At 75.5% G+C, this 23,526-nt stretch carries 21 protein-coding genes; 17 read left to right on the plus strand and 4 right to left on the minus strand.

Going from position 1 to position 23,526, the window contains the following annotated elements; translation table 11 throughout:
- Positions 1 to 193 precede the first annotated feature (193 nt).
- The 4 genes from ABD345_RS06900 to ABD345_RS06915 all read left to right on the plus strand — a co-directional run bounded on the left by ABD345_RS06900 (position 194) and on the right by ABD345_RS06915 (position 3,763).
- Positions 194 to 1,348, plus strand: coding sequence for a sensor histidine kinase (locus ABD345_RS06900; protein ID WP_344550913.1), 1,155 nt, complete (start codon positions 194 to 196; stop codon positions 1,346 to 1,348).
- On the plus strand, positions 1,345 to 2,052 hold the full coding sequence (locus ABD345_RS06905; protein ID WP_344550914.1) for a response regulator: 708 nt from the start codon (positions 1,345 to 1,347) through the stop codon (positions 2,050 to 2,052). Before ABD345_RS06900 ends, ABD345_RS06905 begins: the two co-directional genes overlap by 4 nt.
- Positions 2,053 to 2,110: 58 nt before the next feature.
- Complete coding sequence (locus tag ABD345_RS06910; protein ID WP_344550915.1) at positions 2,111 to 3,079, plus strand: hypothetical protein; 969 nt, start codon at positions 2,111 to 2,113, stop codon at positions 3,077 to 3,079.
- A 258-nt stretch (positions 3,080 to 3,337) separates the two neighbouring features.
- Positions 3,338 to 3,763, plus strand: a complete 426-nt coding sequence (locus tag ABD345_RS06915) for a hypothetical protein (RefSeq protein ID WP_344550916.1) — start codon at positions 3,338 to 3,340, stop codon at positions 3,761 to 3,763.
- On the opposite strand, the gene ABD345_RS06920 is transcribed toward ABD345_RS06915, so the two are convergent.
- A complete protein-coding gene (locus ABD345_RS06920; protein ID WP_344550917.1) occupies positions 3,750 to 5,141 on the minus strand; it encodes a cation:dicarboxylate symporter family transporter in 1,392 nt (463 codons plus the stop codon). The two genes, ABD345_RS06915 and ABD345_RS06920, sit on opposite strands and share 14 nt — an antisense overlap.
- A 169-nt stretch (positions 5,142 to 5,310) precedes the next feature.
- On the opposite strand from ABD345_RS06920, the gene ABD345_RS06925 reads away from it, so the two are divergent.
- Positions 5,311 to 6,936: an ATP-binding protein gene (locus ABD345_RS06925; protein ID WP_344550918.1), complete on the plus strand. Its 1,626-nt coding sequence runs from the start codon at positions 5,311 to 5,313 to the stop codon at positions 6,934 to 6,936.
- Complete coding sequence (locus ABD345_RS06930; RefSeq protein ID WP_344550919.1) at positions 6,933 to 7,625, plus strand: response regulator; 693 nt, start codon at positions 6,933 to 6,935, stop codon at positions 7,623 to 7,625. Before ABD345_RS06925 ends, ABD345_RS06930 begins: the two co-directional genes overlap by 4 nt.
- On the opposite strand, the gene ABD345_RS06935 is transcribed toward ABD345_RS06930, so the two are convergent.
- The gene (locus ABD345_RS06935; RefSeq protein WP_344550920.1) at positions 7,604 to 8,245 is read right to left on the minus strand and encodes a class I SAM-dependent methyltransferase; all 642 of its coding nucleotides are present in this window, start codon (positions 8,243 to 8,245) and stop codon (positions 7,604 to 7,606) included. The two genes, ABD345_RS06930 and ABD345_RS06935, sit on opposite strands and share 22 nt — an antisense overlap.
- 203 nt (positions 8,246 to 8,448) lie before the next feature.
- Between ABD345_RS06935 and ABD345_RS06940 the strand changes: the two genes are divergently transcribed.
- A complete protein-coding gene (locus ABD345_RS06940; RefSeq protein ID WP_344550921.1) occupies positions 8,449 to 9,822 on the plus strand; it encodes a diaminobutyrate--2-oxoglutarate transaminase family protein in 1,374 nt (457 codons plus the stop codon).
- 67 nt (positions 9,823 to 9,889) lie between these two features.
- A complete protein-coding gene (locus ABD345_RS06945; protein WP_344550922.1) occupies positions 9,890 to 11,380 on the plus strand; it encodes a pyridoxal phosphate-dependent decarboxylase family protein in 1,491 nt (496 codons plus the stop codon).
- Between the two features lie 41 nt (positions 11,381 to 11,421).
- Here ABD345_RS06945 and ABD345_RS06950 read toward each other — a convergent pair whose 3' ends face one another.
- Both ABD345_RS06950 and ABD345_RS06955 read right to left on the minus strand, forming a co-directional pair.
- Entirely contained in the window at positions 11,422 to 12,222 is an 801-nt protein-coding gene (locus ABD345_RS06950) for an inositol monophosphatase family protein (protein WP_344550960.1), read from the minus strand.
- Between the two features lie 103 nt (positions 12,223 to 12,325).
- Positions 12,326 to 13,090, minus strand: a complete 765-nt coding sequence (locus tag ABD345_RS06955) for a MerR family transcriptional regulator (protein ID WP_344550923.1) — start codon at positions 13,088 to 13,090, stop codon at positions 12,326 to 12,328.
- Positions 13,091 to 13,253: 163 nt separating this feature from the next.
- Between ABD345_RS06955 and ABD345_RS06960 the strand changes: the two genes are divergently transcribed.
- The 9 genes from ABD345_RS06960 to ABD345_RS07000 all read left to right on the plus strand — a co-directional run bounded on the left by ABD345_RS06960 (position 13,254) and on the right by ABD345_RS07000 (position 23,352).
- On the plus strand, positions 13,254 to 14,825 hold the full coding sequence (locus ABD345_RS06960; RefSeq protein ID WP_344550924.1) for a flavin-containing monooxygenase: 1,572 nt from the start codon (positions 13,254 to 13,256) through the stop codon (positions 14,823 to 14,825).
- Positions 14,822 to 15,826, plus strand: coding sequence for an alpha/beta fold hydrolase (locus ABD345_RS06965; RefSeq protein ID WP_344550925.1), 1,005 nt, complete (start codon positions 14,822 to 14,824; stop codon positions 15,824 to 15,826). Before ABD345_RS06960 ends, ABD345_RS06965 begins: the two co-directional genes overlap by 4 nt.
- Positions 15,823 to 16,713: an SDR family oxidoreductase gene (locus ABD345_RS06970; protein WP_344550926.1), complete on the plus strand. Its 891-nt coding sequence runs from the start codon at positions 15,823 to 15,825 to the stop codon at positions 16,711 to 16,713. Before ABD345_RS06965 ends, ABD345_RS06970 begins: the two co-directional genes overlap by 4 nt.
- Before the next feature lie 285 nt (positions 16,714 to 16,998).
- Positions 16,999 to 19,611 carry a sensor histidine kinase gene (locus ABD345_RS06975; protein ID WP_344550927.1) on the plus strand — a complete coding sequence of 871 codons (2,613 nt, stop codon included), beginning with the start codon at positions 16,999 to 17,001 and terminating at the stop codon, positions 19,609 to 19,611.
- Positions 19,608 to 20,045, plus strand: coding sequence for a roadblock/LC7 domain-containing protein (locus ABD345_RS06980; protein WP_344550928.1), 438 nt, complete (start codon positions 19,608 to 19,610; stop codon positions 20,043 to 20,045). The genes ABD345_RS06975 and ABD345_RS06980 overlap by 4 nt, the downstream gene beginning before the upstream one ends.
- A gap of 59 nt (positions 20,046 to 20,104) precedes the next feature.
- Entirely contained in the window at positions 20,105 to 20,461 is a 357-nt protein-coding gene (locus ABD345_RS06985) for a DUF742 domain-containing protein (protein ID WP_344550961.1), read from the plus strand.
- Position 20,462: 1 nt separating this feature from the next.
- Positions 20,463 to 21,026 carry a GTP-binding protein gene (locus ABD345_RS06990; protein ID WP_344550929.1) on the plus strand — a complete coding sequence of 188 codons (564 nt, stop codon included), beginning with the start codon at positions 20,463 to 20,465 and terminating at the stop codon, positions 21,024 to 21,026.
- Between the two features lie 72 nt (positions 21,027 to 21,098).
- Positions 21,099 to 22,232 carry an FAD-dependent monooxygenase gene (locus ABD345_RS06995; RefSeq protein WP_344550930.1) on the plus strand — a complete coding sequence of 378 codons (1,134 nt, stop codon included), beginning with the start codon at positions 21,099 to 21,101 and terminating at the stop codon, positions 22,230 to 22,232.
- A 346-nt stretch (positions 22,233 to 22,578) separates the two neighbouring features.
- The gene (locus tag ABD345_RS07000) at positions 22,579 to 23,352 is read left to right on the plus strand and encodes an SDR family NAD(P)-dependent oxidoreductase (protein ID WP_344550931.1); all 774 of its coding nucleotides are present in this window, start codon (positions 22,579 to 22,581) and stop codon (positions 23,350 to 23,352) included.
- Positions 23,353 to 23,526: the final 174 nt, after the last annotated feature.

Consider the following 23,526-nt stretch of genomic DNA (forward strand, 5'->3'; position numbering starts at 1 on the left):
ACCGGCCCTGACCTGCGACGTCCCCCCGCTGGGGTGTTCCGGACTACCCCAGCTGGGGTACCGGCCCGGGCTGGCCCCGGAGCCGGGTGGACGCCGGGGTCGGGGGCCGGCCGGGTCGGGTAGGTTCTCCCCGGTCGGCCCGGCTCCCGGCCCCGTCCCGACCCCCGCCCCCCAGCACCGAGGACCCCGCACGATGTCGACCACCGTCGCCAGCAGACTCCGACTCCCCGCCCTCGCAAGGCTCTCGGGCCGGGTCCCGGCCCCGCTCGCGGACGCCGCGCCCGCCGTCGTGCTGTTCGTCGCGATGCTGGTCGAGCGGCTGGGGGCGGCGGGCCGGACCGGCGGCCGGATGCCGTACGCGCTGGCCCTGACCGGGCTGCTCGCCGTCGCGGTGGCGGCCCGCCGCCGGGCCCCGCTGGCGGCGTACCTGCTGGCGACGCTGGCGCTGACGGTCGAGTCGCAGGCCGTCGTGCCGAGCCCGATCTCCCCGTACGCGAACCTGCTGGGGGCGTACGCGGTCGGCCGGTACGGGGGCCGGGGGCGGGGGTGGTGGGGGCCGCCGCTGGTGGTGCTCGGGGTGGCGGGGTACTTCGCCGGGCAGGACGTCGAGGTGGTGATGCCGGTGGGCGTGCTGGCGGTGTGGCTGGCGGTGTGGGCGTTCGGCTGGTCCGGCGCGTACCGGCTGGCCGAGCAGGCCGCCGAACGGCGGCGCGCCCGGGCGGAGTTGCTCGCGGAGGAGCGCAACCGGATCGCCCGCGAGGTGCACGACCTGGTCGGGCACTCGCTGAACCTGATGCTGGTGCAGGCCGGCGCGGCCCGCCGGCTGATCGACCGCACCCCGGAGCGCAGCCGCGAGCTGCTGGTGGAGATGGAGCGGACCGGCAATGACGCGCTCGGCGAACTCGACCGGGTGCTGGGCCTGTTGCGCGGCACCGGACCCCGACTACCGGACGGCGCAACGGACTTCGAGCCGGGCATCGCCGAACTCCCGCGGCTGACCGAGCGGATGGCGCAGGCCGGACTGGCCGTCGCCCTGCACCGCGACACCCCGCCGCTGCCCCCCGAGCAGGACCGCTGCGCGTACCGGGTGGTCCAGGAGGCGCTGACCAACGCGCTGCGGCACTCCGGGGCCGGGCACGCCACCGTCCGGGTCGTCCGGCGGGACGGGGGCACCCTGATCGAGGTCGCGGACGACGGCTCCGGGCCGCCGCCCGGCCACCGCCCCGGGCGCGGCCTGACCGGCATGGCCGAGCGCGCCGCCCGTCTGAACGGCACCGCCCAGCACGGGCTCGGACCGAACGGCGGCTTCCTGGTCCGGGTCGTCCTCCCGGTCGGGGACGAGCGGTGAGCGCCGCCGCGCCCGTCCGGGTGCTGATCGCCGACGACGACCCGCTGCTGCGGGCCGGCCTGGCCGTGGTGCTGGGGACCGCCGACCGGATCGAGGTGGTCGGCCAGGCCGGGGACGGGCTGCGGGCCGTCGAACTCGCCCGCGAACTGCGGCCCGACGTGGTCCTGATGGACGTCCGGATGCCCGGCTGCGACGGCGTCGAGGCCACCCGCCGCCTGGCGGGCACGCCGAGCCGGGTGCTGGTGCTGACCACCTTCCACCACGACGCGTACGTGTGGGGCGCGCTGCGGGCCGGGGCCGCCGGGTTCCTGCTCAAGCGGGCCTCGCCGGAACGGCTGATCGACGCCGTGCACGCGGTCGCGGCGGGGGAGGCCGTCCTCGACCCGGCGGTCACCCGCGACCTGCTCGGCCACCTGCTGGCCGCGCCCGCGCCGGAGCCGTCCCCGGCCGGTCCGGGCCCGCTGGCGGCGCTCACCGCCCGCGAGCGCGAGGTGCTGCGGCTGGCCGCCGAGGGGCACCCCAACGAGGAGATCGCCGCGCTGCTGCACCTCGCCGAGTCCACCGTGAAGACGCACGTCAAGCGGATCCTCGGCAAGCTCGGTGCGCGCGACCGCTCGCAGGCGGTGGCCGCCGCGTACCGGCACGGGCTGATGGCGTCGCGGCCCGGGGCGCCGCAGCACCCCTCCGGGCCCGGCGCTCCGTGACACTCCGTCACTGACAGGGTGTCAGGTTCTCGCGCCGGTGCGGTCGTACATTGAGCGGATGATCGTGGAGAACGGGCCGGGGCCCGCGCGGCCGCTGCGCTACGGGTGGGGCCCGTCCGGGCGGCGGCTCGCCGAGCAGGGCCGGTGGGACGAGCTGCTGGAGCGCTTCCGGCTGGCCAGGGCGCTGGACGACCCGCTGGCCGGGCCGCTCGGCCACCTGGTCGCGTACGGCGCCCCCGCCGCCCTCGCCGCCCGGCTGTTCGACCCCGACGGCGGGCCGGGCGCCCCCGCGACCACCGCCGACCACGACGCCGGACCGCTCTGGGAGGTGCTGGCCACCCGCCACCCCCGCCCCGTCCTGGACGCGCTGCCGCTGCCCCCCGAGATCCGCCGCCTCGCCGCCCACACCCGCGCCCTGCTCGGCGAGGACCCCGGCGACGACGCCCCCGACGAGGGCGGAGTCCCCTACCGGCTGCTGCCCTGGGAGGACGGCGGCTGGGAACGCGACACCAGGGTCCGCGAGTACCTCCCGGGCGGCGGCGCCCGGCGCGCCCTGCACCTCGCCCCACCCACCCGCGAGGGCCTCGCCGTCCTCGAACTCCCCAACCCCGGAGCCAGGTTGACCGGAGGAGCGGCCACCGCCGCGCTCGCCGGGCTCTCCGGCTGGACCACCGCCGTGTGCGTCCGCGGCCGCGCCACCGACGCCGCCGCCCAGCTCGCCGGCGGCCCCGAGGTCACCGGCGGCCGACTGCCGTTCGCCGCCCTCTACCCCGCCCTGGTCCACCTCGCCTCCGCCCGCCCCGACCGCGGCGCGGCCCAAGGACGGCTCGCCGTCTGGCAGTTGCTCGCCGCGATGGACGGCACCCCCGCCCCCGACCGCTCCGCCGCCGACGCCCTGGTCGCCCGCCTGCACTGCCTCGCCTGGACCGAACCCGCCGACGACCTCCGCCACCTCCACCTCGCCCTCGAAGACCCCGCCACCGGCCTCGCCTGGGCCCTCTCCGGCACCACCCCCGAACCCGCGTAGAGCCCCGCCGGAGAGCCCCGACAGGGGCTCGGGGAACGGCGAGGCCCAGTCTGCTGACGGTTCACTGCCGGAGCGCGCATCGGCTTCCGGTTCTGTTACTACACGCAGCAGCACGGACACTTCGATGGGCTCCGGCCGTCAGCGGCACGGCCTCGCCGTTCCCCGAGCCCCTGAATGCGGGCTCTCGTGAGCCCTTGGCGGTGGAACCGTCGAACCCCCGTTCGCGTGGAGGTTGTTGATCACACGAGCGGAGGTCCGATGGGGACGAGGGCGCTGGACTGGAAGGGCTGGCGGGTGCCGGCGAACGGTTGCGCCTGGGTGCCGTTGGCGGTGGCGTTCGGGGTGTGGGCGGCGCTGCGCGGCAGCGGTCTCTCCGGCGAGGCGTGGCGGTGGTGCCTGGCGCAGAGCGACGAGTCGCTGCCGGGCCGGTTCTGGCCGAAGACGGCGGTGATGGCGCTCTGCGTGGTGGTGATGCTGCTGGTCGCGACCCCGCTGGCCCGGCTGAAGGGCAGTTCCTGGTGGCTGTGGCCGGTGCTGCTGCTGGTCGGCTACGCGCTGGCCGCCCTGTACGCGTACGGGATGGGCACCCCGGCGGAGGTGCCGGCGGGGGTGGAGCCGGACTGCGAGCCGATGCCGCGCTGGCCGTTCGGCCCGCCGTACCTGGAGTGGCTCAGGAGCCGGTGACGGGCCGTCCGGCGGCCGGTGCGCCGCCCTGCGCGGGCAGTTCGACGGTCGGCGCGGCCGCGGCCCCCTCGTCGTAGGGGAGCGCGCCGGACAGCACGGACGCCAGCCGGGCCCGGTCGAGTTCGCCGGTCCAGTGCCCGATCAGGACGGTGGCGACCGCGTTGCCCGCGAAGTTGGTGAGCGCCCGGGCCTCCGACATGAAGCGGTCGATGCCGACGATCAGGCCGACGCCGTCGACGAGTTCCGGCCGGTGCGACTGGAGGCCGCCGGCCAGGGTGGCCAGGCCCGCGCCGGTCACGCCCGCGGCGCCCTTGGAGGCGAGCACCATGAACAGCAGCAGCGAGAGCTGCTCGCCCAGCGACATCGGCTTGTCCATCGCCTCCGAGACGAAGATCGACGCCATGGTGAGGTAGATCGCGGTGCCGTCCAGGTTGAAGCTGTAGCCGGTCGGCACGGTGATGCCGACCACCGGGCGGCTCACCCCGAGGTGCTCCATCTTGGCGATCAGCCGGGGCAGGGCGCTCTCCGAGGAGGAGGTGGAGAGGATCAGCAGGAACTCCCGCCCGAGGTAGCGCAGCAGCGCGAACACGTTCACCCCGGCGGCCAGCCGCAGCAGCAGGCCGAGCACCACGACCACGAACAGCGCGCAGGTGAGGTAGAAGCCGATCATGATCACGGCGAGGCTCCTCAGCGCGGCCGTGCCGGTCGCCCCGACCACCGCCGCCATCGCGCCGAACGCGCCGACCGGCGCCACCCACATGATCATCGACATCACCTTGAACACCAGCTTCTGCAGGTGCTCCACCCCGCGCAGCACCGGCGCCCCGGCCGCGCCCATCGCCTGCAGGGCGAAGCCGACCAGCAGCGCCACCAGCAGGGTCTGCAGCACCTGGCCCGCGGTCAGGGCGGACACCAGGGTGGTCGGGACGATCCCGAGCAGGAAGTCGGCGGTCGACTCCGCGCCCGCCGCGGCCTGCGCGTGGCCGGACTTGGCGAGCGCCGCGGTCAGGTGCAGCCCGCTGCCGGGCTCCAGCAGGTTGCCGACCAGCAGGCCGATGCCGAGCGCCACCGTCGAGGTCAGCAGGAAGTAGCCCAGCGCCAGGCCGCCGACCCGGCCGACCTTCGCCGCCCTGGTGACCGAGCCGACGCCCAGCACGATCGTGCAGAAGATCACCGGGGAGATCATCATCTTGATCAGGTTGACGAACCCGGTGCCCACCGGCTTCAGTTCCACCGCGAACCCCGGCGCCGCCAAGCCCACCACCACGCCCGCGACCACCGCGGCGATCACCGCCGGGTACAGGTAGTGGGTGCGATCCGACCGCCCGGTCCCGGACTTCCGCGCGCCGGACGGCGCTCCCTGCTGGGTCGGCTGCATGCTCGCGGCTCCTTCGCCGTAGGCGCGGTGGGGGATCGGGCCCGACGGGTGGCGGGCCGCGGCCCGACTATCCGGCCCGGACGCGGCCGGGGCACGCTTGCGGTCATAGCGTTCACGCCGCCGCCCCGGCCCCTCGGCGCACCGGCCCCGGCCGTGCACACTGGTCGGCATGCACTCGACCAGCGGCCCGCCGCCGCACCGCCGTCGGCGCAGCCTGGCCGGCCGGCTGTTCGCCGTCCAGGTGGTGATCGTCGCCGCCGTGGTCGCGGGCGGCGCCGTCCTGGCCTACCTGTTCACCGCGCAGCGCGCCGAGGACGCCGCGCTGCGGCAGGCCACCGCCGTCGCCCTCGCCGTCGCCGACACCCCCACCGTCCGGGAGGCCGCCGCCGGGCCCGACCCCAGCGCCGTCCTGCAGCCGTACGCGGAACGGGTCCGCACCGACACCGGCGTCGACTTCGTCACCGTGATGGACCCGGACGGCATCCGCTGGACCCACCCCGACCCGGCCCGGATCGGCCTGCCCTTCCTCGGCCACACCGACCGGGCCCGCGCCGGGCGGACCCAGCACGAGACGTACACCGGCACCCTCGGCCCGTCCGTCCGGGTGGTCACCCCCGTCCTGGACGGCGAGCAGCACGTGGTCGCCCTGGTCAGCGCGGGCATCACCGTCGACAGCATCACCGCCCGGCTGCGCGCCCCGCTGCTCGCCCTCACCGGCGTCGCCGCCGCCGCGCTCGCCCTCGGCGCCACCGCCAGCTACCTGCTCGCCGCCCGGCTGCGCCGGCACACCCACGGCATGGACGCCGAACAGCTCGCCCACCTGTACGACTACCACCAGGCGACGCTGCACTCCGTCCGCGAGGGGCTGGTGCTGCTCGACCGCGAGCACCGCGTCCTGCTGTGCAACGACGCGGCCCGCGAACTCCTCCAACTGGACGACGAGACCGATGGGTTGACGGTCCGTCAGCTCAGCCTGCCGGGGTCGCTCACCCGGGCGCTGGAGAGCGGCGACCCCGTCCGGGACGAGGTGCACCTGACCGCCGAACGCGTCGTGCTGCTCAACACCTCCCCGGTCGGACCCGGCCTGGGCAGCGTGGTCACCCTCCGCGACCACACCGAACTGCAGGGCCTCACCGGTGAGTTGGACAACGTCCGGGGCATCGCGGCGGCCCTCGACGCGCAGGCCCACGAGGCCGCCAACCGGCTGCACGCCGTCGTCTCGCTGATCGAACTCGGCCGCCACCGCGAGGCCGTGGAGTTCGCCACCGCCGAACTCGCCCTGGCCCAGCGGCTCACCGACCAGGTGGTCGGCGCCGTCGCCGAACCCGTGCTGGCCGCCCTGCTGCTGGGCAAGGCCGCGCAGGCCGCCGAACGCGGCGTCGACCTCGCGCTCACCGCGGACAGCCGGATCGACGACGGCGTGCTGCCCGACCGCCTCACCCCGCGCGACCTGGTCACCCTGCTCGGCAACCTGCTCGACAACGCCATGGACGCGGCGATCGAGAACGCCGCCCATGCCGCCCCCGCGGTCGCGGTCACCGCCCGCACCGAGGACGGCCACCTGCTGCTGCGGGTCGCCGACACCGGCCCCGGCGTCGACCCCGCCGCCGCCGCGGACGTCTTCCGCCGCGGCTGGACCACCAAGCAGCACGGCCGCGGCCTCGGCCTCGCCCTGGTCGCCCAGACCGCCCGCCGCAACGGCGGCGAGGTCCGGATCGACCGGCAGGACGGGCCCGGCGCCGTGCTCACCGTCCGGCTCCCGCTCCAGCGCACCGGAACGGACCCCGCCCCGTGACCGGACAGCCCATCCGCGTCCTGGTGGTGGAGGACGACCCGGTCGCCGCCGACGCGCACGCCCGCTACGTCGCCCGCACCCCCGGCTTCGCGGTCGCCGCCGTCGCGCACTCCCGGGCCGCCGCGCTGCGCGCCCTGGACGCGCACGCCCCGGTCGACCTGATCCTGCTCGACCTCTACCTCCCCGACGGCCACGGCCTGCAACTGTGCGCCGCGCTGCGCGCCGCCGGGCACGGCGCCGACGTCATCGCGGTCACCTCCGCCCGCGACCTCGCCGTGGTCCGCCGGGCGGTCAGCGCGGGCGTCGTCCAGTACCTGCTCAAGCCCTTCGGCGCCGCCGCGCTGGCCGAGCGCCTGCACCAGTACGCCCGCTACCGGGCCAACCTGGACCGCCCCGGCCAGGCGCTCGGCCAGGACGAGGTCGACCGGGCGCTCGCCCTGCTCCGCGGCAGCGACCGCAGCAGCCTCCCCAAGGGCCTGGCCGCCGACACCCTGGCCACCCTCGCCGCCGCCCTGCGCGCCGCCCCCGACGGCCTCTCCGCCACCACCGCCGCCGAGGCCACCGGCGTCTCCCGGATCACCGCCCGCCGCTACCTGGAACACCTGGTCGGCACCGGCCGCGCCACCCGCGAACCCCGCTACGGCCAGGTCGGCCGCCCCGAACTCGGCTACCGCTGGAGCGACGGCTGAGCCCGGTCCGCCAGCACCAGGTAGCGGCCCGGTTCGTCGGTGTAGGACAGCGGGGTCCAGCCGTTCGCGGCCAGCAGCGGGAAGAGGTGCTCGCGGGCGCGCAGGTCGTCGGGGGTGAGCGGGCGGCCCTTGCGGGCGGCGAGGGCGGCCCGGCCGAGCGGGTGGAACAGGGCGAGCCGGCCGCCGGGGCGGGTGACCCGGGCGAGTTCGCGCAGTCCGGCGGCCGGGCCCGGCAGGTGGGAGACCAGGCCCGCGCCGAACACCAGGTCGGCGACCGCGTCGGGCAGCGGCAGCCGGGTGCAGTCGGCCAGCAGCAGGGCGGCGTCGGCCCGGTGCGCGGCGGCCCGCTCCAGCATCTCGGGCGTCAGGTCGACGCCGAGCACGGTGCCGGCCGGGCCGACCGCGGCGCGCAGCAGCGGCAGGGCGCGGCCGGTGCCGCAGCCCGCGTCGATCACGAACTGCCCGGCGGCCAGGCCGGTGTCGGCGATCGCGGCGGCGTAGCGCGGGCTGTCGTCCGGGTACTTGCTGTCCCAGGTGGCGGCGCGTTCGGCGAAGAAGGCCCGGGTGTCGGCGAGTTCGCGGGCGTGGGCGGCGGCGTGCGGGGGCGGCGGGGTGTCCATGGACGGGAGGCTACCCGGGGGCGGGCCGTGACCCGTCGCGGTGCGGCTCGTTGGAGGGGCGGGGGCGTCCAGCGGGGGCCGGGCAGGGGAGCGGGTCGGGGATTCGCTCACCCGGACGGGTGATCAACGGGCCTGGTGGCGGCATCTGTCGAGCCCTCGGAGATAAGGTTAGGCTCACCTAACTTCGCAAGGGAGCTCCTGCTGTGACCCTCACCGTCGGCACCTCCGCCGCACCGGCCGGCGACGCGATCCTGCGCCGCCAGCGCATCCGCGAATCGGCCGCCCGCACCTACGCCCGGTCCTTCCCGATCGTCCCGGTGCGCGCGAACGGCATGACCGTGGAGGGCGCCGACGGACGCCGCTACCTCGACTGCCTCTCCGGCGCGGGCACCCTCGCCCTCGGCCACAACCACCCCGTGGTGCTCGACGCGATCCGTCGCACCCTGGACAGCGGCGCCCCGCTGCACCTGCTCGACCTCGCCACCGCCGAGAAGGACGACTTCACCACCGCCCTGCTGGAGAGCCTCCCGGAGAAGTTCGCCGCCAGGTCCCGGATCCACTTCTGCGGCCCGGCCGGCACCGACGCCGTCGAGGCCGCCCTCAAGCTCATGCAGACCGCCACCGGCCGCCGCGGCGCCCTCGCCTTCACCGGCGCCTACCACGGCATGACCGCCGGGGCCCTCGCCGTCACCGGCAACACCGCCGTCAAGGCCCCGCTGCCCAGCGGCGGCGAAGTCACCCGGCTGCCCTACCCGTACGCCTACCGCTGCCCGTTCGGCGTCGGCGGCGAACGCGGCGCCGAACTCGCCGCCGCCTACACCGAGCGCCTGCTCGACGACCCGTCCGGCGGCGTGCTGCCGCCCGCCGCGATGATCCTGGAGCCCGTGCAGGGCGAGGGCGGCGTCGTCCCCGCCCCCGACGGCTGGCTGCGCGAGATGCGCCGGATCACCGCCGAACGCGGCATCCCGCTGATCCTCGACGAGGTGCAGACCGGCGTCGGCCGCACCGGACGGATGTGGGCCGTCGAGCACAGCGGCATCGAACCCGACGCCATGGTGCTCTCCAAGGCCATCGGCGGCAGCCTCCCGCTCGCCGTCGTGGTCTACCGCGACGAGTACGACGGCTGGCAGCCCGGCGCCCACACCGGCACCTTCCGCGGCAACACCCTCGCCATGGCCGCCGGCGCCGCCACCCTCCGGTACGTCACGGCCAACGGCCTGGTCGCCCGCGCCGAGACCGTCGGCGCCCGGATCGCCGCCCGCCTCGACGGCGCCCGCGACCGCCTCCCGGTGATCGGAGACGTTCGCGGCCGCGGCCTGATGCTCGGCGTCGAACTCGTCGACCCCGCGGGCGAACCCGACAGTTGCGGCGCCCACCCCGCCGACCCGCGTCTCGCCGTCAAGGTCCGCGAAGCCTGCCTCGCCCGCGGCCTGATCGTCGAACTCGGCGGCCGCCACGACGCCGTCCTGCGCCTGCTGCCGCCGCTCACCATCACCGACGAGCAGGCCGACGCCGTGCTCGAACGGCTCTGCGAAGCGGTCGAGTTCGCGATGCGGCAGCCGGACGGCGGCAAGTAGCCGATCCGGCGACGGACATGACGACCAATCGGATATCCACCAGGGCGGGACGATGGACGGGCAGGGCATGAACCAGACGGCCGAACTCATCGGCGGAGCAGCCGAATCACCCGCTGCGGCGGCGGCCCGACTCTCCGGCGGGACGGCCGGGCCGGAAGCCCTGCGGCCACTGGTCGACCAGGTGCTGGCCGGACTCGGCGCCGGCGCGCTGCGCCGCGGCGGACCGATCGTCCCCGGCGAACCCGCCGCCGTCGCGGCCGCCGTGCGGGCGGCCCTGGCCCAGGCCCACGGGCCGGGCGCACTGGGGCAGTTGACCGAACTGCTGGCCTACGGGGCTGCCGACCCGGCCGACCCGCACTGCGCCGCCCACCTGCACTGCCCGCCGCTGGCCGTCGCGGTCGCCGCCGACCTCGCCGTCAGCGCGCTCAACCCCTCCCAGGACTCCTGGGACCAGGCCCCCGCCGCGACCGCCCTGGAGAGCGAACTGCTCGCCGAACTCGCCGAGCTGGTCGGCTTCCACCCCGACCGGGCGGCCGGGGTGCTGACCACCGGCGGCACCGAGTCCAACCTGATGGGCCTGATGCTGGCCCGCGACCAACGCCTCGGCCCCGACGTCGAGTTGAACGGGATCCCGGCCGGCGTCCGCCCCCGCGTCCTGGCCTCCGAAGCCGCCCACTTCTCCGTCCAGCGGGCCGCCGCCCTGCTCGGCCTCGGCGAACGCGCCGTCCGCGCCGTCCCGGTCGACCGCGAACTCCGGATGGACCCGGCCGCCCTGGCCGACGCCTTCGCCGAAGCCGGCTGGGAGGGCGCCACCCCCGTCGCCGTGGTCGCCACCGCCGGCACCACCGACACCGGCGCCGTCGACCCGCTGCACGCCGTCGCCGACCTCGCCGCCCGGCACGGCACCTGGCTGCACGTCGACGCGGCCTACGGCGGCGGCGCGCTCTTCTCGAAGCGGCTCGCCCCGCTCCTCGACGGCCTCGACCGCGCCGACTCGGTCTCCCTCGACTGGCACAAACTCGGCTGGCAGCCCGCCGCCGCCGGCGTCTTCCTGGCCCGCGAGGCCCGCACCTACGCCTCGCTCGCCCGCCGCGCGGTCTACCTCAACCCCGCCGACGACGAGGAGGCCGGCTACCCCAGCCTGCTCGGCCAGTCCCTGCGCACCACCCGCCGCCCCGACGCCTTCAAGCTCGCCGCGACCCTGCGGGTGCTCGGCCGCGACGGCCTCGGCGCGCTGGTCGACCGCTGCCACGAGAACGCCCTGCGGGCCGCCGCGATCGTCCGCCGCACCCCCGAGCTGGAACTCCACTGCGACCCGGTCCTCACCACCGTGGTCTTCCGCTACGCGGTGGCCGACCCGGCGGAGAGCGACCGCCGCAACGCCGAACTCCGCCGCCACCTGCTCCGCGCCGGCCGCGCCGTGGTCGGCCGCACCGAACTCCCCGGCCGGGGCCCGGGCCGGGTCCGCCTCAAGCTCACCCTGCTCAACCCGCACACCACCGAGGCCGAGCTGGCGTCCCTGCTGCACGCGGTCGTCGAGGCCGGGGAGAACGCGTAACGGGGAAGCGGGGGGTCTGCTGCCCCGCGTCCTCCGTTCTCCTACACGCCGTCGAGCAGGATCCCCCGGAGGGTCTCCCACTGGTCCGGGTCGGCGGCGACCAGGAGGCCGTCGACGCCGCCCGGGGCCTCCGGGCGGTAGGGGGTGCCGTCGAAGCGGGCGCTGCGGCCGCCGGCCTCGGTGACCAGGAGGGAGCCGGGGGCGTGGTCCCAGGGGAGGGTGCGCCAGTAGAGGATGAAGTCGTGGGCGCCGGTGGCGATCAGCGGGTACTCGATGCCGGCGGAGCCGCGGCCGGGGTCGAGCGGGCCGAGGGCGAGGGTGTTGGCGAGCAGGCGGTGGCCGGTGGGCGGGGCGAAGTAGCGGGTCTTGAGGATGCCGGTCCACTTCTCGGGGGCGGTGCTGACCTTCGGCAGGACCAGCCGCTCGCCGTCGCGCCAGGCCCCGGCGCCGAGTTCGGCGGTGTACGCGGTGCGGCCGCAGGGCTGCCAGATCCAGGAGGCGACGGTCTCGCCGCGCCGCACCAGGGAGGCCATCACCGCGTACGAGGGCCTGCCGGCGACGAAGTTGCGGGTGCCGTCGACCGGGTCGACCAGCCAGGCGGCGGGCTCCTCGTGCAGGGCGCGGGCCAGCGCGGGGTCGGCGGAGACGGCCTCCTCGCCGACCACCGGGACGGGGAGCAGTTCGCGCAGGCGCCGGGAGATGATCCGTTCGGCCTCCCGGTCGGCGACGGTGACGATCTCGCCGGGGGCCTTCTCCATCACCTCGCCGTCGGCCAGCGCCCGGAACCGCGGCTCGACCGCCTCGGCCGAGGCTTCGACCAGGATCTCGGTGACCTTCTCCATCAACACGCCCGTGCTCCCTTCGCCGTCCCCCACTCTCCCACGCCGGGGCGGTGCGGACGGTGCTCAGGTGATGCGGGGGACGGGTGGGGCGGGCCGGGGGCGGTCACTCCGCGGTGAGGCCGTCGTACTCGGCGCGCACCCGGCGGTCCATCGCCAGCGCGAACTGGGCGTCGTTGACGGCCCGGGCCAGCGGGCGCACCCGCTGGATCCGTTCGGTGAGCCGGGCCGCCTCGGCGGGGGTGAGGTCCTGGACCCGGGTGAGCGCGCCGAGCAGGTGCTCGTGGACCAGGGCGACGAACAGGTCGGCCATCGCGTCGGCGTACTCCGCGGCGCGGCGGCTGACGTCCAGGACGGCGGCCAGCGGCACGCCCTCGCCGACCAGGGCCACGGTGGCGTCCATCAGGCGGCGGCTGACGTGGGTGATGCCGTCGGGGTGGACGGTGACGTAGCCCTGGGCGACGGACTCGGCGGTGTTGGCCGGGGTGAGCTGGTCGCCGAACGCGGCGCGCAGCTCGTCCCAGTCGAGGTGGACGGGCGTCTCGTCGGACCAGGGGGCGACCAGCGCGGCCTGCAGGCCGATCAGCTCGGCGACGTCCCGGCCGTCCTCCCCGGCGCCGATCAGTTCGGCGATGCCGCCCAGGGCGTGGCCGCGCTCCAGGAGTTCGGCGATCAGGCGGAGCCGGTCCAGGTGCTGCTCGCCGTACCAGGTGATCCGGCCCTCCTTGCGGGGCGGCTGGAGCAGGCGGCGCTCGCGGTAGAAGCGGACGGTGCGCACGCTGACGCCGGCCGCCTCGGCGAGTTCGGCGATCCGGTAGGCGCGGGGGCGCCCGTCCTCCCCCCGCCCGGTCTCCTGCTCGGTCTGCGCCACGCGGGTCAGCATAGGGCCGCCGGGCGGCGCGGAAACAGCGACGCCCCGCGCTATTCCACTCGGTGTCAACAAGGGCTACTCTGCCGAACACGCCAGTGATTACTGGCAGCATCCGGTGCCACCGCCCCCGCCAGCGCCCCCACCCCCGCCAGGAGGCCCGCCCATGGCAGCCCGTAGCAAGCAGCCCCCCGCGCCCGGCACCGACCCCGGAGCACGGGCGACCGACCCCGGAGCGCAGGAGGCCGTCCCGCACGTCCGGGTCGCCGTCATCGGCTCCGGCTTCGGCGGCCTCGGCGCCGGCGTCCGGCTGCGCCGGGCCGGGATCACCGACTTCGTGATCCTGGAACGCGCGGACGCCGTCGGCGGCACCTGGCGCGACAACTCGTACCCGGGCTGCGCCTGCGACGTGCCCTCGCACCTGTACTCGTTCTCGTTCGCGCCCAACCCCGAGTGGCCCCGGGTGTTCTCCGGCCAGCCCGACATCCGCGCCTACCTGGAGCGGGTCGCCGACACCTTCGGGCTGCGCCCGCACCTGCGCCTGCGCGCCGAGGTCACCGAACTGCGCTGGGAGGAGGAGCACACCCGCTGGCGGGTCACCTCGACGGCCGGGAACTGGACCGCCGACGCCGTGGTCTCCGCCGCCGGGCCGCTCGCCGACCCGCAGATCCCGGACCTGCCCGGCCTGGACGCCTTCCCCGGCAAGGTCTTCCACTCCTCCCGCTGGGACCACGACTACGACCTCGCGGGCAAGCGGGTCGCCGTGGTCGGCACCGGCGCCTCCGCCGCCCAGATCATCCCGGCGATCCAGCCGACCGTGGGCGCGCTGACCGTCTTCCAGCGCACCCCCGCCTGGGTCCTGCCGCGCGCCGACCGCGAGGTCAGCGGCCCGGAGAAGTGGCTGCACGCCAACCTCCCGTCGACCGGGCTGCTGCGCCGCGCCGGGCTGTTCGCGATCCGCGAGCTCCAGGTCGACGCGTTCGTCCGCCGCCCGCAGCTGCTGGGGCTCGTCCAGCGGGTCGCGCTGCGGCACCTGCGCAAGGCCGTCGCCGACCCGGCGCTGCGCGCCAAGCTGACCCCGGACTACCGGATCGGCTGCAAGCGCATCCTGCTCAGCAACACCTACTACCCGGCGCTGGCCGCCCCCAACACCGAGGTGGTCGCGGGCGGCCTGCGCGAGCTGCGCGGCTCCACCCTGGTCGGCGCGGACGGCAGCGAGCACGAGGTCGACGCGATCGTGTTCGGCACCGGCTTCCACGTCACCGACCTGCCGATCGCCGAGCGGGTGTTCGGCGTCGGCGGCACCTCGCTCGCCGAGAGCTGGAAGGACGGCATGGAGGCGCTGCGCGGCTCCACCGTGCGCGGCTTCCCGAACCTGTTCTTCCTGATCGGCCCGAACACCGGGCTCGGCAACAACTCGATGATCCTGATGATCGAGTCCCAGCTGAACTACCTGATCGACGCGCTCACCACCCTCGACACGCTCGGCGCCACCGCCATGCAGCCCACCGAACGCGCCCAGCGCCGGTGGAACCTGGAACTCCAGCACCGGATGGACCGCACCGTGTGGACCACCGGCGGCTGCCGCAGCTGGTACCTGGAGGAGAGCGGCAAGAACACCGTGCTGTGGCCCGGCTCCACCAGCGCCTTCCGCCGCGCCACCCGGCACGTCGACCTCGCCGAGTACGAGCTGATCAAGCGCGCCGCGCCCCGGCCGGTCGAGGCGGTGACCGCGTGAGCCCCCGGACCCCCGCCGACTTCGTGCTGCCCGACCCGGCGGCCGTGCGCACCGTCCGCTCCGCCGACGGCGCCGAACTCAACGTCGAGGAGTACGGCCCGGCGGGCGCGCCGCTGGTCGTGCTCGCCCACGGCTGGACCTGCTCCACCGCGTTCTGGGCGCCGGTGGTCAACCGGCTGGCCGCCGACTTCCGGGTGGTCGCCTACGACCAGCGCGGCCACGGCCGCAGCCCCGCCCCCGCCGGCGCCGACGGCTACTCCACCGCCAAGCTCGCCGACGACCTCGAAGCGGTGCTCGCCGCCACCGTCCCCGCCGGGCGGCGCGCCGTGGTCGCCGGGCACAGCATGGGCGGCATGACCGTGATGGCGGCCGGCGACCGGCCCGGCGTCGCCGACCGCACCGCCGCCAACCTGCTGGTCAACACCGGCCCCGGCGCGCTGGTCGCCGAACTCGCCGTGCTGCCGCCCGCCGTCCGCGCCGAGCGGCTGCGCCGCTTCCTGCACCGGCGGATCCTGCGCTCCCGGCTGCCGCTCGGCCCGGTCACGGCGCTCACCAGGGCCGCGCTCAAGTACGCCACCATGGGCCCGGCCACCCCCGCCGACCGGGTCGACGCCTGCGCGCGGGTGGTGCACGCCTGCCCGGCGAAGGTCCGCTTCCACTGGGCCGGCGTGCTCGACACCCTCGACGTGCACGACGGCCTGGCCCGGATCGCCGCCCCCACCGCCGTCGTCACGGGCAGCCGCGACCGGCTGACCCCGCCGGTGCACGCCCGCCGGATCGCCGCCGCCCTGGCCGACCCGCGCGGCCTGCTCGAACTGTCCGGAACCGGCCACATGAGCCCCGTCGAACGCCCCGCCGAGATCGCCGCCGAGATCCGCCGCCTCGCCGCCCTGGCCGCCGAGGCACCCCCGGCCGCCGAGGCACCCCCGGCCGCCGAGGCGCCCCCGGCTGTCGCGGTGCCCCCGACCGCCGCCACCACGCCCCTTGAGGAGACCGCATGACACCGCCGCTGTCCTCGCAGGTCGTCGTCATCACCGGAGCCGCCCGCGGCCTCGGCGCGCTGATGGCCCGCAAGCTCGCCGAGCGCGGCGCCAAGGTCGCGCTGGTCGGCCTGGAGCGCGCCGAGCTCAAGGCGGTCGCCGCCCGGTGCGGCGAGCACGCCTCCGCCTGGGAGGTCGACGTCACCGACCTGGCGGCGCTCACCGAGGCCGCGGACCGGATCAAGGACCGGTACGGGCGGATCGACGCGGTGGTCGCCAACGCGGGCATCGCGCTCGGCGGCCCGCTGCTGGACAGCGACCACCGGGCCTGGACCAGGGTGGTCGAGGTCAACCTGCTCGGCTCGGTGGCCACCGCCCGGGCCTTCCTGCCCGCGCTCGCCGAGAGCCGCGGCTACCTGCTGCAGATCGCCTCGCTGGCCGCGCTCACCCCGGCCCCGCTGATGTCCGCGTACTGCGCCTCCAAGGCGGGCGTCGAGTCCTTCGCGCACGCGCTGCGCGCCGAGGTCGCCCACCAGGGCGTCAAGGTCGGTGTCGGGTACCTGAGTTGGACCGACACCGACATGGTGCGCGGCGCCGACCAGGACGCCGTGCTGCGGCGGATGCGGGCCAAGCTGCCCTGGCCCGCCAACCGGACCTACCCGATCGGCCCGGCCGTCGACCGCCTGGTGGCGGGCCTGGCCCGCCGCTCCGCGCACGTCTACGCCCAGGCGTGGCTGCGCGGCATGCAGCCGCTGCGGGGCTTCCTGCCCGGCCTGATCGCCGCGGTCGGCTCCCGCGACGTGGCCCGGCTGGCACCGGAGTTGAAGGCCACCGCCGCCACCCGGCTGGGCCCGGTCGGCGCGGGCGGCCGGGCCGACCAGGCGGCCCGGGAGGGCCGCTCGACCTGAGCCGGCCCGCACCGCGAGCGGACGGACCGCCCGCCCCGGAGAGGGGCGGGCGGTCCGTCCGCCGTTTTCGGCCACCGGGAGGCCGGGCCTTGACCTCCTGTTATGCCGGGACGGGGCAGCGGTTTTCCGCCCGCTTATACCGTGTGACTAGTATCCATCCGTCAGTGTCCTGTCAGATTCGACCAGTTGTGAACAACTGGTGTTGTCTCCAAGGAGAATGCCCTGCGCACGCGCGCTTCTCGGCGGATCAGAACGGGCCGGCTCTCGCTCCGCGCGACCCTGCTCGTGCTGGCCATCGTCCCCAGCGTGGCCCTGGCCGCCCTCTGGGCCGTCACCAGCGGACAGCTCCTGTTGGACTTCCAGCGCCAGGCGGCCCAGGGCCTGCTCGCGCAGGAGGCCGGCCAGCCGTCCAACATCGTCTACTACAACCTGCAGGAGGAACGGCGCCTCAGTGCCGACGTCCTCGCCACCCACAGCGGGGTCACCGACGCGCTGCGCAGCCAGCGCGCCAAGACCGACCAGGCCATCCGCGACTTCCAGAAGGCGTCCGACGTGGCCGCCTCCGACGCCCCGGACGAAGTCAAGGAGGCGGTCGGACTCGCCCGGCAGTCCATCAACCAACTGCCCGCCCAGCGCGCCCTGGTCGACAGCGGCAGTGAGCAGCAGCAGGCCGCGGTCTACGGCTACTACACCGACCTGATCGCGGTCGACCTCAAGCTGTTCGCCGCGCTCAGCCACGTCGACAACGGCCAGATGACCACCATCTCCGCGCCGCTGGTCGACCTGTTCTGGGGCAAGGAGATGATCTCCCGCTCGGACGCCCTGCTGGCCCGCGGCTGGCCCGCCGGCAGCCTGAGCGCCGAGGACTACCAGCAGCTGCGGCAGGCCGTCGCCGAGCAGGACTTCCAGTTCGGCACCAAGGTCGGGCCCTACCTGGCCGCCGACCAGGCCGCCAAGTGGAAGAAGATCACCGACAGTTCCGCCTGGAAGGCCAAGGGCGACGTCGAGCGGCAGCTGCTCGCGCCCGCCGCCGCCGACCGCAGCGGCCGGATCGCCCTCACCGGCGACCAGACCGCCTGGCGGCAGGCCGTCGACGCGCTCAACCCGCAGATCGTCGACCTGCTGGAGTACCGCACCGCCTACGTGGTCGACCACGGCAAGAGCAGCATCATCTCGCTCGCCGTCCGGCTGATCCTGACCACCGTCATCGGCCTGATCGCCGTCATCGTGGTCGCCGTCACCTCCTGGCGGATCACCCGCACCCTGCGCCGCCGGATCGGCCGGCTCCAGGAGCAGGCCGAGGACCTCCAGGCCACGCTGCCCGCGGTCGTCGAACGGCTCGGCAACGGCGAGCAGGTCGACCCGGAGGAGCACGCTCGGGCCGTCGCCCCCGACCCGTGGGGCCGCACCGGGGACGAACTCGCCAAGCTGGCCGAGGCGTTCAACCTGGCCCGGGGCAGCGCGGTGCAGTCCGCCGTCGCCCAGGCCGAGCAGCACCGCGCCTACGAGCGGCTGCTGCAGCGGATCGCCCGCCGCACCCAGCAGCTGATCGGCCAGCAGCTCAAGAAGCTCGACGAACTCGAACGCCGCCACGAGGACCCGGAGTTCCTGGAGGGCCTGTTCGACCTCGACCACCTCACCGCGCGCCTGCGCCGCTACGAGGAGAACCTGGTCATCCTGGCGGGCGGCTCCCCGCACCGGCGCTGGCGCAAGCCGGTCCCGCTGCTGGACGTGATGCGCTCCGCCCAGGGCGAGGTGCAGGACTACCAGCGGGTCGGCATCGACCTGGAGGGCAGCCCGTGGATCTCCGAGCGGGCCGTCGGCCCGGTCGCCCACGTGCTCGCCGAGCTGATCGAGAACGCGCTGACCTTCTCCCGCCCGCCGAACCCGGTCGAGGTCCGGGCCGGCCGGGTCAGCCGGGGCGTCGCGATCGAGGTCGAGGACCGCGGCCTGGGCATGGACGAGGACCAGATCGACGCCGCCAACGAGATGATGGCCCGTCCGCCGCGCGCCGACGTGCTGGCCCGCGGCGACGACATCCGCCTCGGCTTCTACGTCATCTCCCGGCTCGCCGAACAGCACGGCCTGCGGGTCGAGTTCCGCCAGTCCGCGTTCGGCGGCACCCGGGTCGTGGTGCTCGTCCCCGAGGAGCTGATCGTCCCCGACCCGAACGCCCGGCCCACCATCGTCCCCGCGCAGCCCTCCGGCGGCCTGCCGACCCGCAACCGCGGCCAGGCGCTGGCCGGCGTCACCGCGCTCACCGCCGGGTCCGAACCCGTCTCGGTGTCGTACAGCATGCCGCCGGAACTCCAGGAGGCACCGGCCGTGGACCAGTACCCCGCCGCGGAGCCGTACTTCCCGGTCGACCCGTACCTCTCCGCCGACCCGTACCCGCAGCACGAGCAGCCGGGCGGGCCGCAGGAGGACTACCGGGCGGCCGGCCACGAGCAGCCGTTCCCCGACGCGGTGCTGCCGCTGCGGCCCGCGCCCGTCCCGTACGCGCTGACCGCCGGGCACCACCCCGAGCCCGCCGCCTGGCCCGGGTCCGTCGAACCGCCGACGGCCCCCGCCCCGTTCCCCGAGGGGGCGTACCCGCCGCCCGGCGGAGAGCCCCCGCTGCCGCGCCGGGTCCGCCAGGCCAGCCTGGTCGACGAGCTGCGGATCGATCCCGCCGCTCCCAAGGAAGCACCCGCACCGCCCCGTTGGGACGAGAACCCGCTGTTCCGACCGGCCCCCCGACGGGCCGGAGCAGCGATCGGTGCGTTCCAGCGGCGCTCCCGCGAGGCGCGCGGCGGCCCGGCCGACCCGGCCGCCGACACCGTCGGCACCGAGGAGCGGACCGGCCCGGCCGACGGCTGGAACAACAACCACATCCCGACGAGAGAAGATCGGTCATGACGCGCACTACCGCCACCCACCAGGACCTCGACTGGCTGCTGGACGGCCTGGTGGACTCGGTGGCCGGCACCAAGAACGCCGTGCTGCTCTCCGACGACGGCCTCGTGGTCGGTCACTCCCGCACCATCGACCGCTCCGACGCCGAGCGGCTCGCGGCGGTCGCCACCGGCCAGCAGAGCCTCGCCCGCGGGGTGGGCCAGCTGTTCGCCGGCGGCCCGGTGCACCAGGTGATCGTCGAACTCGCCGACCTCTGGCTGTTCGTCATCGCGGCCGGTTCGGGCACCCACCTGGCCGTGATCGCCTCGCAGGACGTCGACGCCGAGGTCATGTCGCTGGCCATGCACAACCTGGTCCAGCAGGTCGGCCAGAAGCTCAGCACCCCGCAGCGCGGCGATTTCAACGCGTTCGGGGCCCGCAGCGGGCAACGCGTGTGAACGCGCTCCCCTGGGACGACGAGTACGAGTACGAGGACGGGGACGACGGCGCCGACAGCATGGTGCGGCCGTACACGATCACCCGCGGCCGCACCGCGCCCGAGCGTGACGACCTCACCCTCATCACCCTGCTCACCAGCGTGCCGGACCCGGTCGACGCCTACGGCGCGCCGGTCCGGCCCGCCCGGTTGCAGCCCGAGCACCGGATGATCATCGACCGGTGCCGGACCCCGGCCGCGGTGGCCGAGGTCGCCGCCGACCTCGACCTGCCGGTCACGGTCACCAAGATCCTGCTCGGCGACCTCGTCGCGCAGGGCCTCCTGAAGGCCCGGGCCCCGATCTCGGTGGCCCGGGCCGCGGGCGGCGCCGACCGCGGCCTGCTGGCCGCCGTACGTGAGGGCCTGAGGAGGCTTTGAGATGACGAACACCCCGGCCGCCGCGGCCGCGGTCAAGATCCTGATCGCCGGCGGCTTCGGCGTCGGCAAGACCACCCTGGTCGGCTCGGTCAGCGAGGTCGCGCCGCTGCGCACCGAGGAGTACCTGACCACCGCCAGCGTCGGCGTGGACGACCTGTCCGGGGTCGACCAGAAGACCACCACCACGGTCGCCCTGGACTTCGGCCGGATCACCGTCAGCCCCGAGCTGGTGGTGTACCTGTTCGGCACGCCCGGCCAGGAGCGGTTCTGGTTCATGTGGAACGACCTGGTCAACGGGGCGCTCGGCGGCGTCGTCATCGCCGACACCCGCCGGCTGGAGAGCAGCTTCGCCTCGATCGACTTCTTCGAGAGCCGCGGCATCCCGTTCGTGGTGGCGATCAACTGCTTCCACGGCGTCAACACCCGCAGCGACGCCGAGATCCGGGCCGCCCTCGACCTCGACCCGCACGTGCCGATGCTGGTCGGCGACGTCCGCGAGCGGTCGTTCGGCCGGGACGCCCTGCTGGCCCTGGTCGACCACCTGATGGCGATGCCCGTCGGCTGACCCGGCGGCCCCGCCGCACCCGCACGGCCCGCGCCCCCGCCCGGGCCGTCCCCCCGAATCCACGGAGAGACCATGGCAACACCCCTGCGCGTCCTCGTCCACGGCGGCGGCATAGGCGGCCTCAGCCTCGCCACCGCGCTGGCCCGGCGCGGCCACACCGTCGAGGTGGCCGAACTCCGCGAGCAGCTCGACGCGCTCGGCGTCGGCATCATCCAGCCCTCCAACGCGCTGCACGTGATGCGCGAACTCGGCGTGCTGGAGCAGTGCCTGGAGGTCGGCTTCGAATGGGAGGTGCTGACCATCTGCGACCCGGCCGGCAACCCCCTGGCGAAGATCCCGCAGCCCCGGATGGACGGCGCCCCCGCCAACAACGGCATCCCCCGCCCGGCGCTGGCCCAGGTGCTCGGCAACGCCGCCGCCGAGGCCGGCGCGACCGTCCGCTTCGGCACCACCATCGCCGAACTCGCCGACGACGGCGAGGGCGTGGACGTCACCCTGTCCGACGGCTCGACCGGCCGCTGGGACCTGGTGGTCGGCTTCGACGGCATCGGCTCGCCGCTGCGCACCCGGCTGTACGGCGACCGCTACCGCCCCGAGTACACCGGCTTCGCCAACTGGCGGGTCACCGTGCCCCGGCAGGACGAGGTGCAGGGCGTGGTGATGAGCACCGGCAACCAGGCCGCGAAGGCGCTGCTCACCCCGATCACCCCCGAACTCATGTACCTGGGCGCGGTGTTCGCCGAGGCCGAGGACTTCCGCCCGGACCCGGAGCGGGCCCACGAGCAGCTCGCCGAGCGGCTGGCCGGCTTCTCCGGCCCGGTCGCCGAGGCGCTCACCCACGTCACCGACCCGGCCGCGGTGGTGTACTCGCGGATCTCCCAGGTCACCGTCGAGGAGCCCTGGCACGTCGGCCGGGTGGTGCTGGCCGGCGACGCCGCGCACGCCTCCACCCCGCACCTGGCGCAGGGCGCCGCGATGGCCGTCGAGGACGCCCTGGTGCTGGCCCAGGAGCTGGACGCCGCCGCGGACGTGCCGTCCGCGCTGGACGCCTGGGAGGCCCGCCGCCGCCCGCGCGCGATGTTCGTCCAGTCGCTCTCCCGCGCGGTCCTCAAGCAGGAGACCGGCTCGGCGACCACCCCCGAGGAGGACGAGCTGCTGAAGGTCGGCATCCCCGGCGCCGCCCACGTGCTGGTCAAGCCGTACTGACGCACCCCCGGCGCCCCGCCTCCGGACGCGCGTCGGGCCCGGCCCCTGGGAGGGGCGGGCCCGGGCGTGCGGAGGCGGTGCCGGGCCGTCAGTGCCGAGCGGGGCGGCGCGGACGGGCCGGCGGTGCGACTTCTATGGAGCGGACGTGGAGCCGAACGGACATCAGTTCTCCTGGAAGGTACGGACGCCGCGTGGGACGGCGGCGCTGCCCGAAACCGTAGGGTGATCCGACCAACGCCGGGGCGGGGCGCGCCGCCGGCCCCGCCGGGGTCGCCCGAAGGGCCGAGGCGTCCGTGGTCCGGTCGGTCGATGCGGCCCCGGACTACCGCCCGGTACGGTCGGGGCCATGACCACCGCTCTCATCACCGGCGCCACCGCCGGCATCGGCGCCGCCTACGCGGCCCGCCTGGCCCGCGACGGCCGCGACCTGGTGCTGGTCGCCCGCGACACCGAACGCCTGACCGCCGCCGCGACCGCGCTCTCCGCCCGCTACGGCGTCCGGGTCGAGACGCTGACCGCCGACCTCGCCACCGAGGCCGGCATCGAGACCGTCGAGGACCGGCTGCGCGACGCCGACCGCCCCGTCGACCTGCTGGTCAACAACGCCGGGTTCGGCCACCGCGGCACCTACCTGGACGTCCCCGTGCAGGACGAGCTGGACATGCTCAAGGTCCACATCGAGGCCGTGCTGCGGCTCACCACCGCCGCCGTCCCCGGCATGCGCGAGCGCGGCTTCGGCGGCGTCGTCAACGTCGCCTCGGTCGCCGCCTTCCTGCCGCGCGGCACCTACGGCGCCACCAAGGCGTGGGTGGTCAACTTCACCCTCGGCATCGCCCGCGACCTGGCCGGCAGCGGCGTCCGCCTGCAGGCCCTCTGCCCCGGCTTCACCCGCACCGAGTTCCACCAGCGGGCCGGCATGGGCACCTCCTCCATCCCCGCCTGGGGCTGGCTCACCGCCGACCGCGTCGTCGACGACTCCCTGCGCGACCTGGCCCGCAACCGCCCGCTCTGCGTCCCCAGCAAGCGCTACCGGGCCGCGGTCGCCGCCGCGAGGCTCCTGCCGCCGGGCGGGCTCGGCAAGATCTCCAACACGGCGGGGCGCGACTACCGCAAGCCCTGAGCGGGCGGCGCGAAGCCAGGAAGCGCACCGAACAGGAAGCGCACCGACAGGGGCGCGGGGAACTGCGCGGAGGGGGCACCTCCCAGCCCCCCTTGGGGCTGGGGGAGGGAGGGGCACGTCAGCAAGATCGCGGGATAGTGCACGTTCTCGTCCTGCGCCGCGATCTGGCTGTGC

The sequence above is a fragment of the Kitasatospora saccharophila genome, assembly GCF_039529925.1.
Lineage (GTDB): Bacteria > Actinomycetota > Actinomycetes > Streptomycetales > Streptomycetaceae > Kitasatospora > Kitasatospora saccharophila.

Coding starts and splice junctions, on each gene's coding strand:
- ABD345_RS06900 (WP_344550913.1), top strand. CDS start 194: ATGTCGACCACCGTCGCCAGCAGACTCCGACTCCCCGCCCTCGCAAGG.
- ABD345_RS06910 (WP_344550915.1), top strand. CDS start 2,111: ATGATCGTGGAGAACGGGCCGGGGCCCGCGCGGCCGCTGCGCTACGGG.
- ABD345_RS06915 (WP_344550916.1), top strand. CDS start 3,338: ATGGGGACGAGGGCGCTGGACTGGAAGGGCTGGCGGGTGCCGGCGAAC.
- ABD345_RS06920 (WP_344550917.1), bottom strand. CDS start 5,141: ATGCAGCCGACCCAGCAGGGAGCGCCGTCCGGCGCGCGGAAGTCCGGG.
- ABD345_RS06925 (WP_344550918.1), top strand. CDS start 5,311: ATGCACTCGACCAGCGGCCCGCCGCCGCACCGCCGTCGGCGCAGCCTG.
- ABD345_RS06935 (WP_344550920.1), bottom strand. CDS start 8,245: ATGGACACCCCGCCGCCCCCGCACGCCGCCGCCCACGCCCGCGAACTC.
- ABD345_RS06945 (WP_344550922.1), top strand. CDS start 9,890: ATGAACCAGACGGCCGAACTCATCGGCGGAGCAGCCGAATCACCCGCT.
- ABD345_RS06950 (WP_344550960.1), bottom strand. CDS start 12,222: ATGGAGAAGGTCACCGAGATCCTGGTCGAAGCCTCGGCCGAGGCGGTC.
- ABD345_RS06960 (WP_344550924.1), top strand. CDS start 13,254: ATGGCAGCCCGTAGCAAGCAGCCCCCCGCGCCCGGCACCGACCCCGGA.
- ABD345_RS06970 (WP_344550926.1), top strand. CDS start 15,823: ATGACACCGCCGCTGTCCTCGCAGGTCGTCGTCATCACCGGAGCCGCC.
- ABD345_RS06980 (WP_344550928.1), top strand. CDS start 19,608: ATGACGCGCACTACCGCCACCCACCAGGACCTCGACTGGCTGCTGGAC.
- ABD345_RS06985 (WP_344550961.1), top strand. CDS start 20,105: ATGGTGCGGCCGTACACGATCACCCGCGGCCGCACCGCGCCCGAGCGT.
- ABD345_RS06990 (WP_344550929.1), top strand. CDS start 20,463: ATGACGAACACCCCGGCCGCCGCGGCCGCGGTCAAGATCCTGATCGCC.
- ABD345_RS06995 (WP_344550930.1), top strand. CDS start 21,099: ATGGCAACACCCCTGCGCGTCCTCGTCCACGGCGGCGGCATAGGCGGC.
- ABD345_RS07000 (WP_344550931.1), top strand. CDS start 22,579: ATGACCACCGCTCTCATCACCGGCGCCACCGCCGGCATCGGCGCCGCC.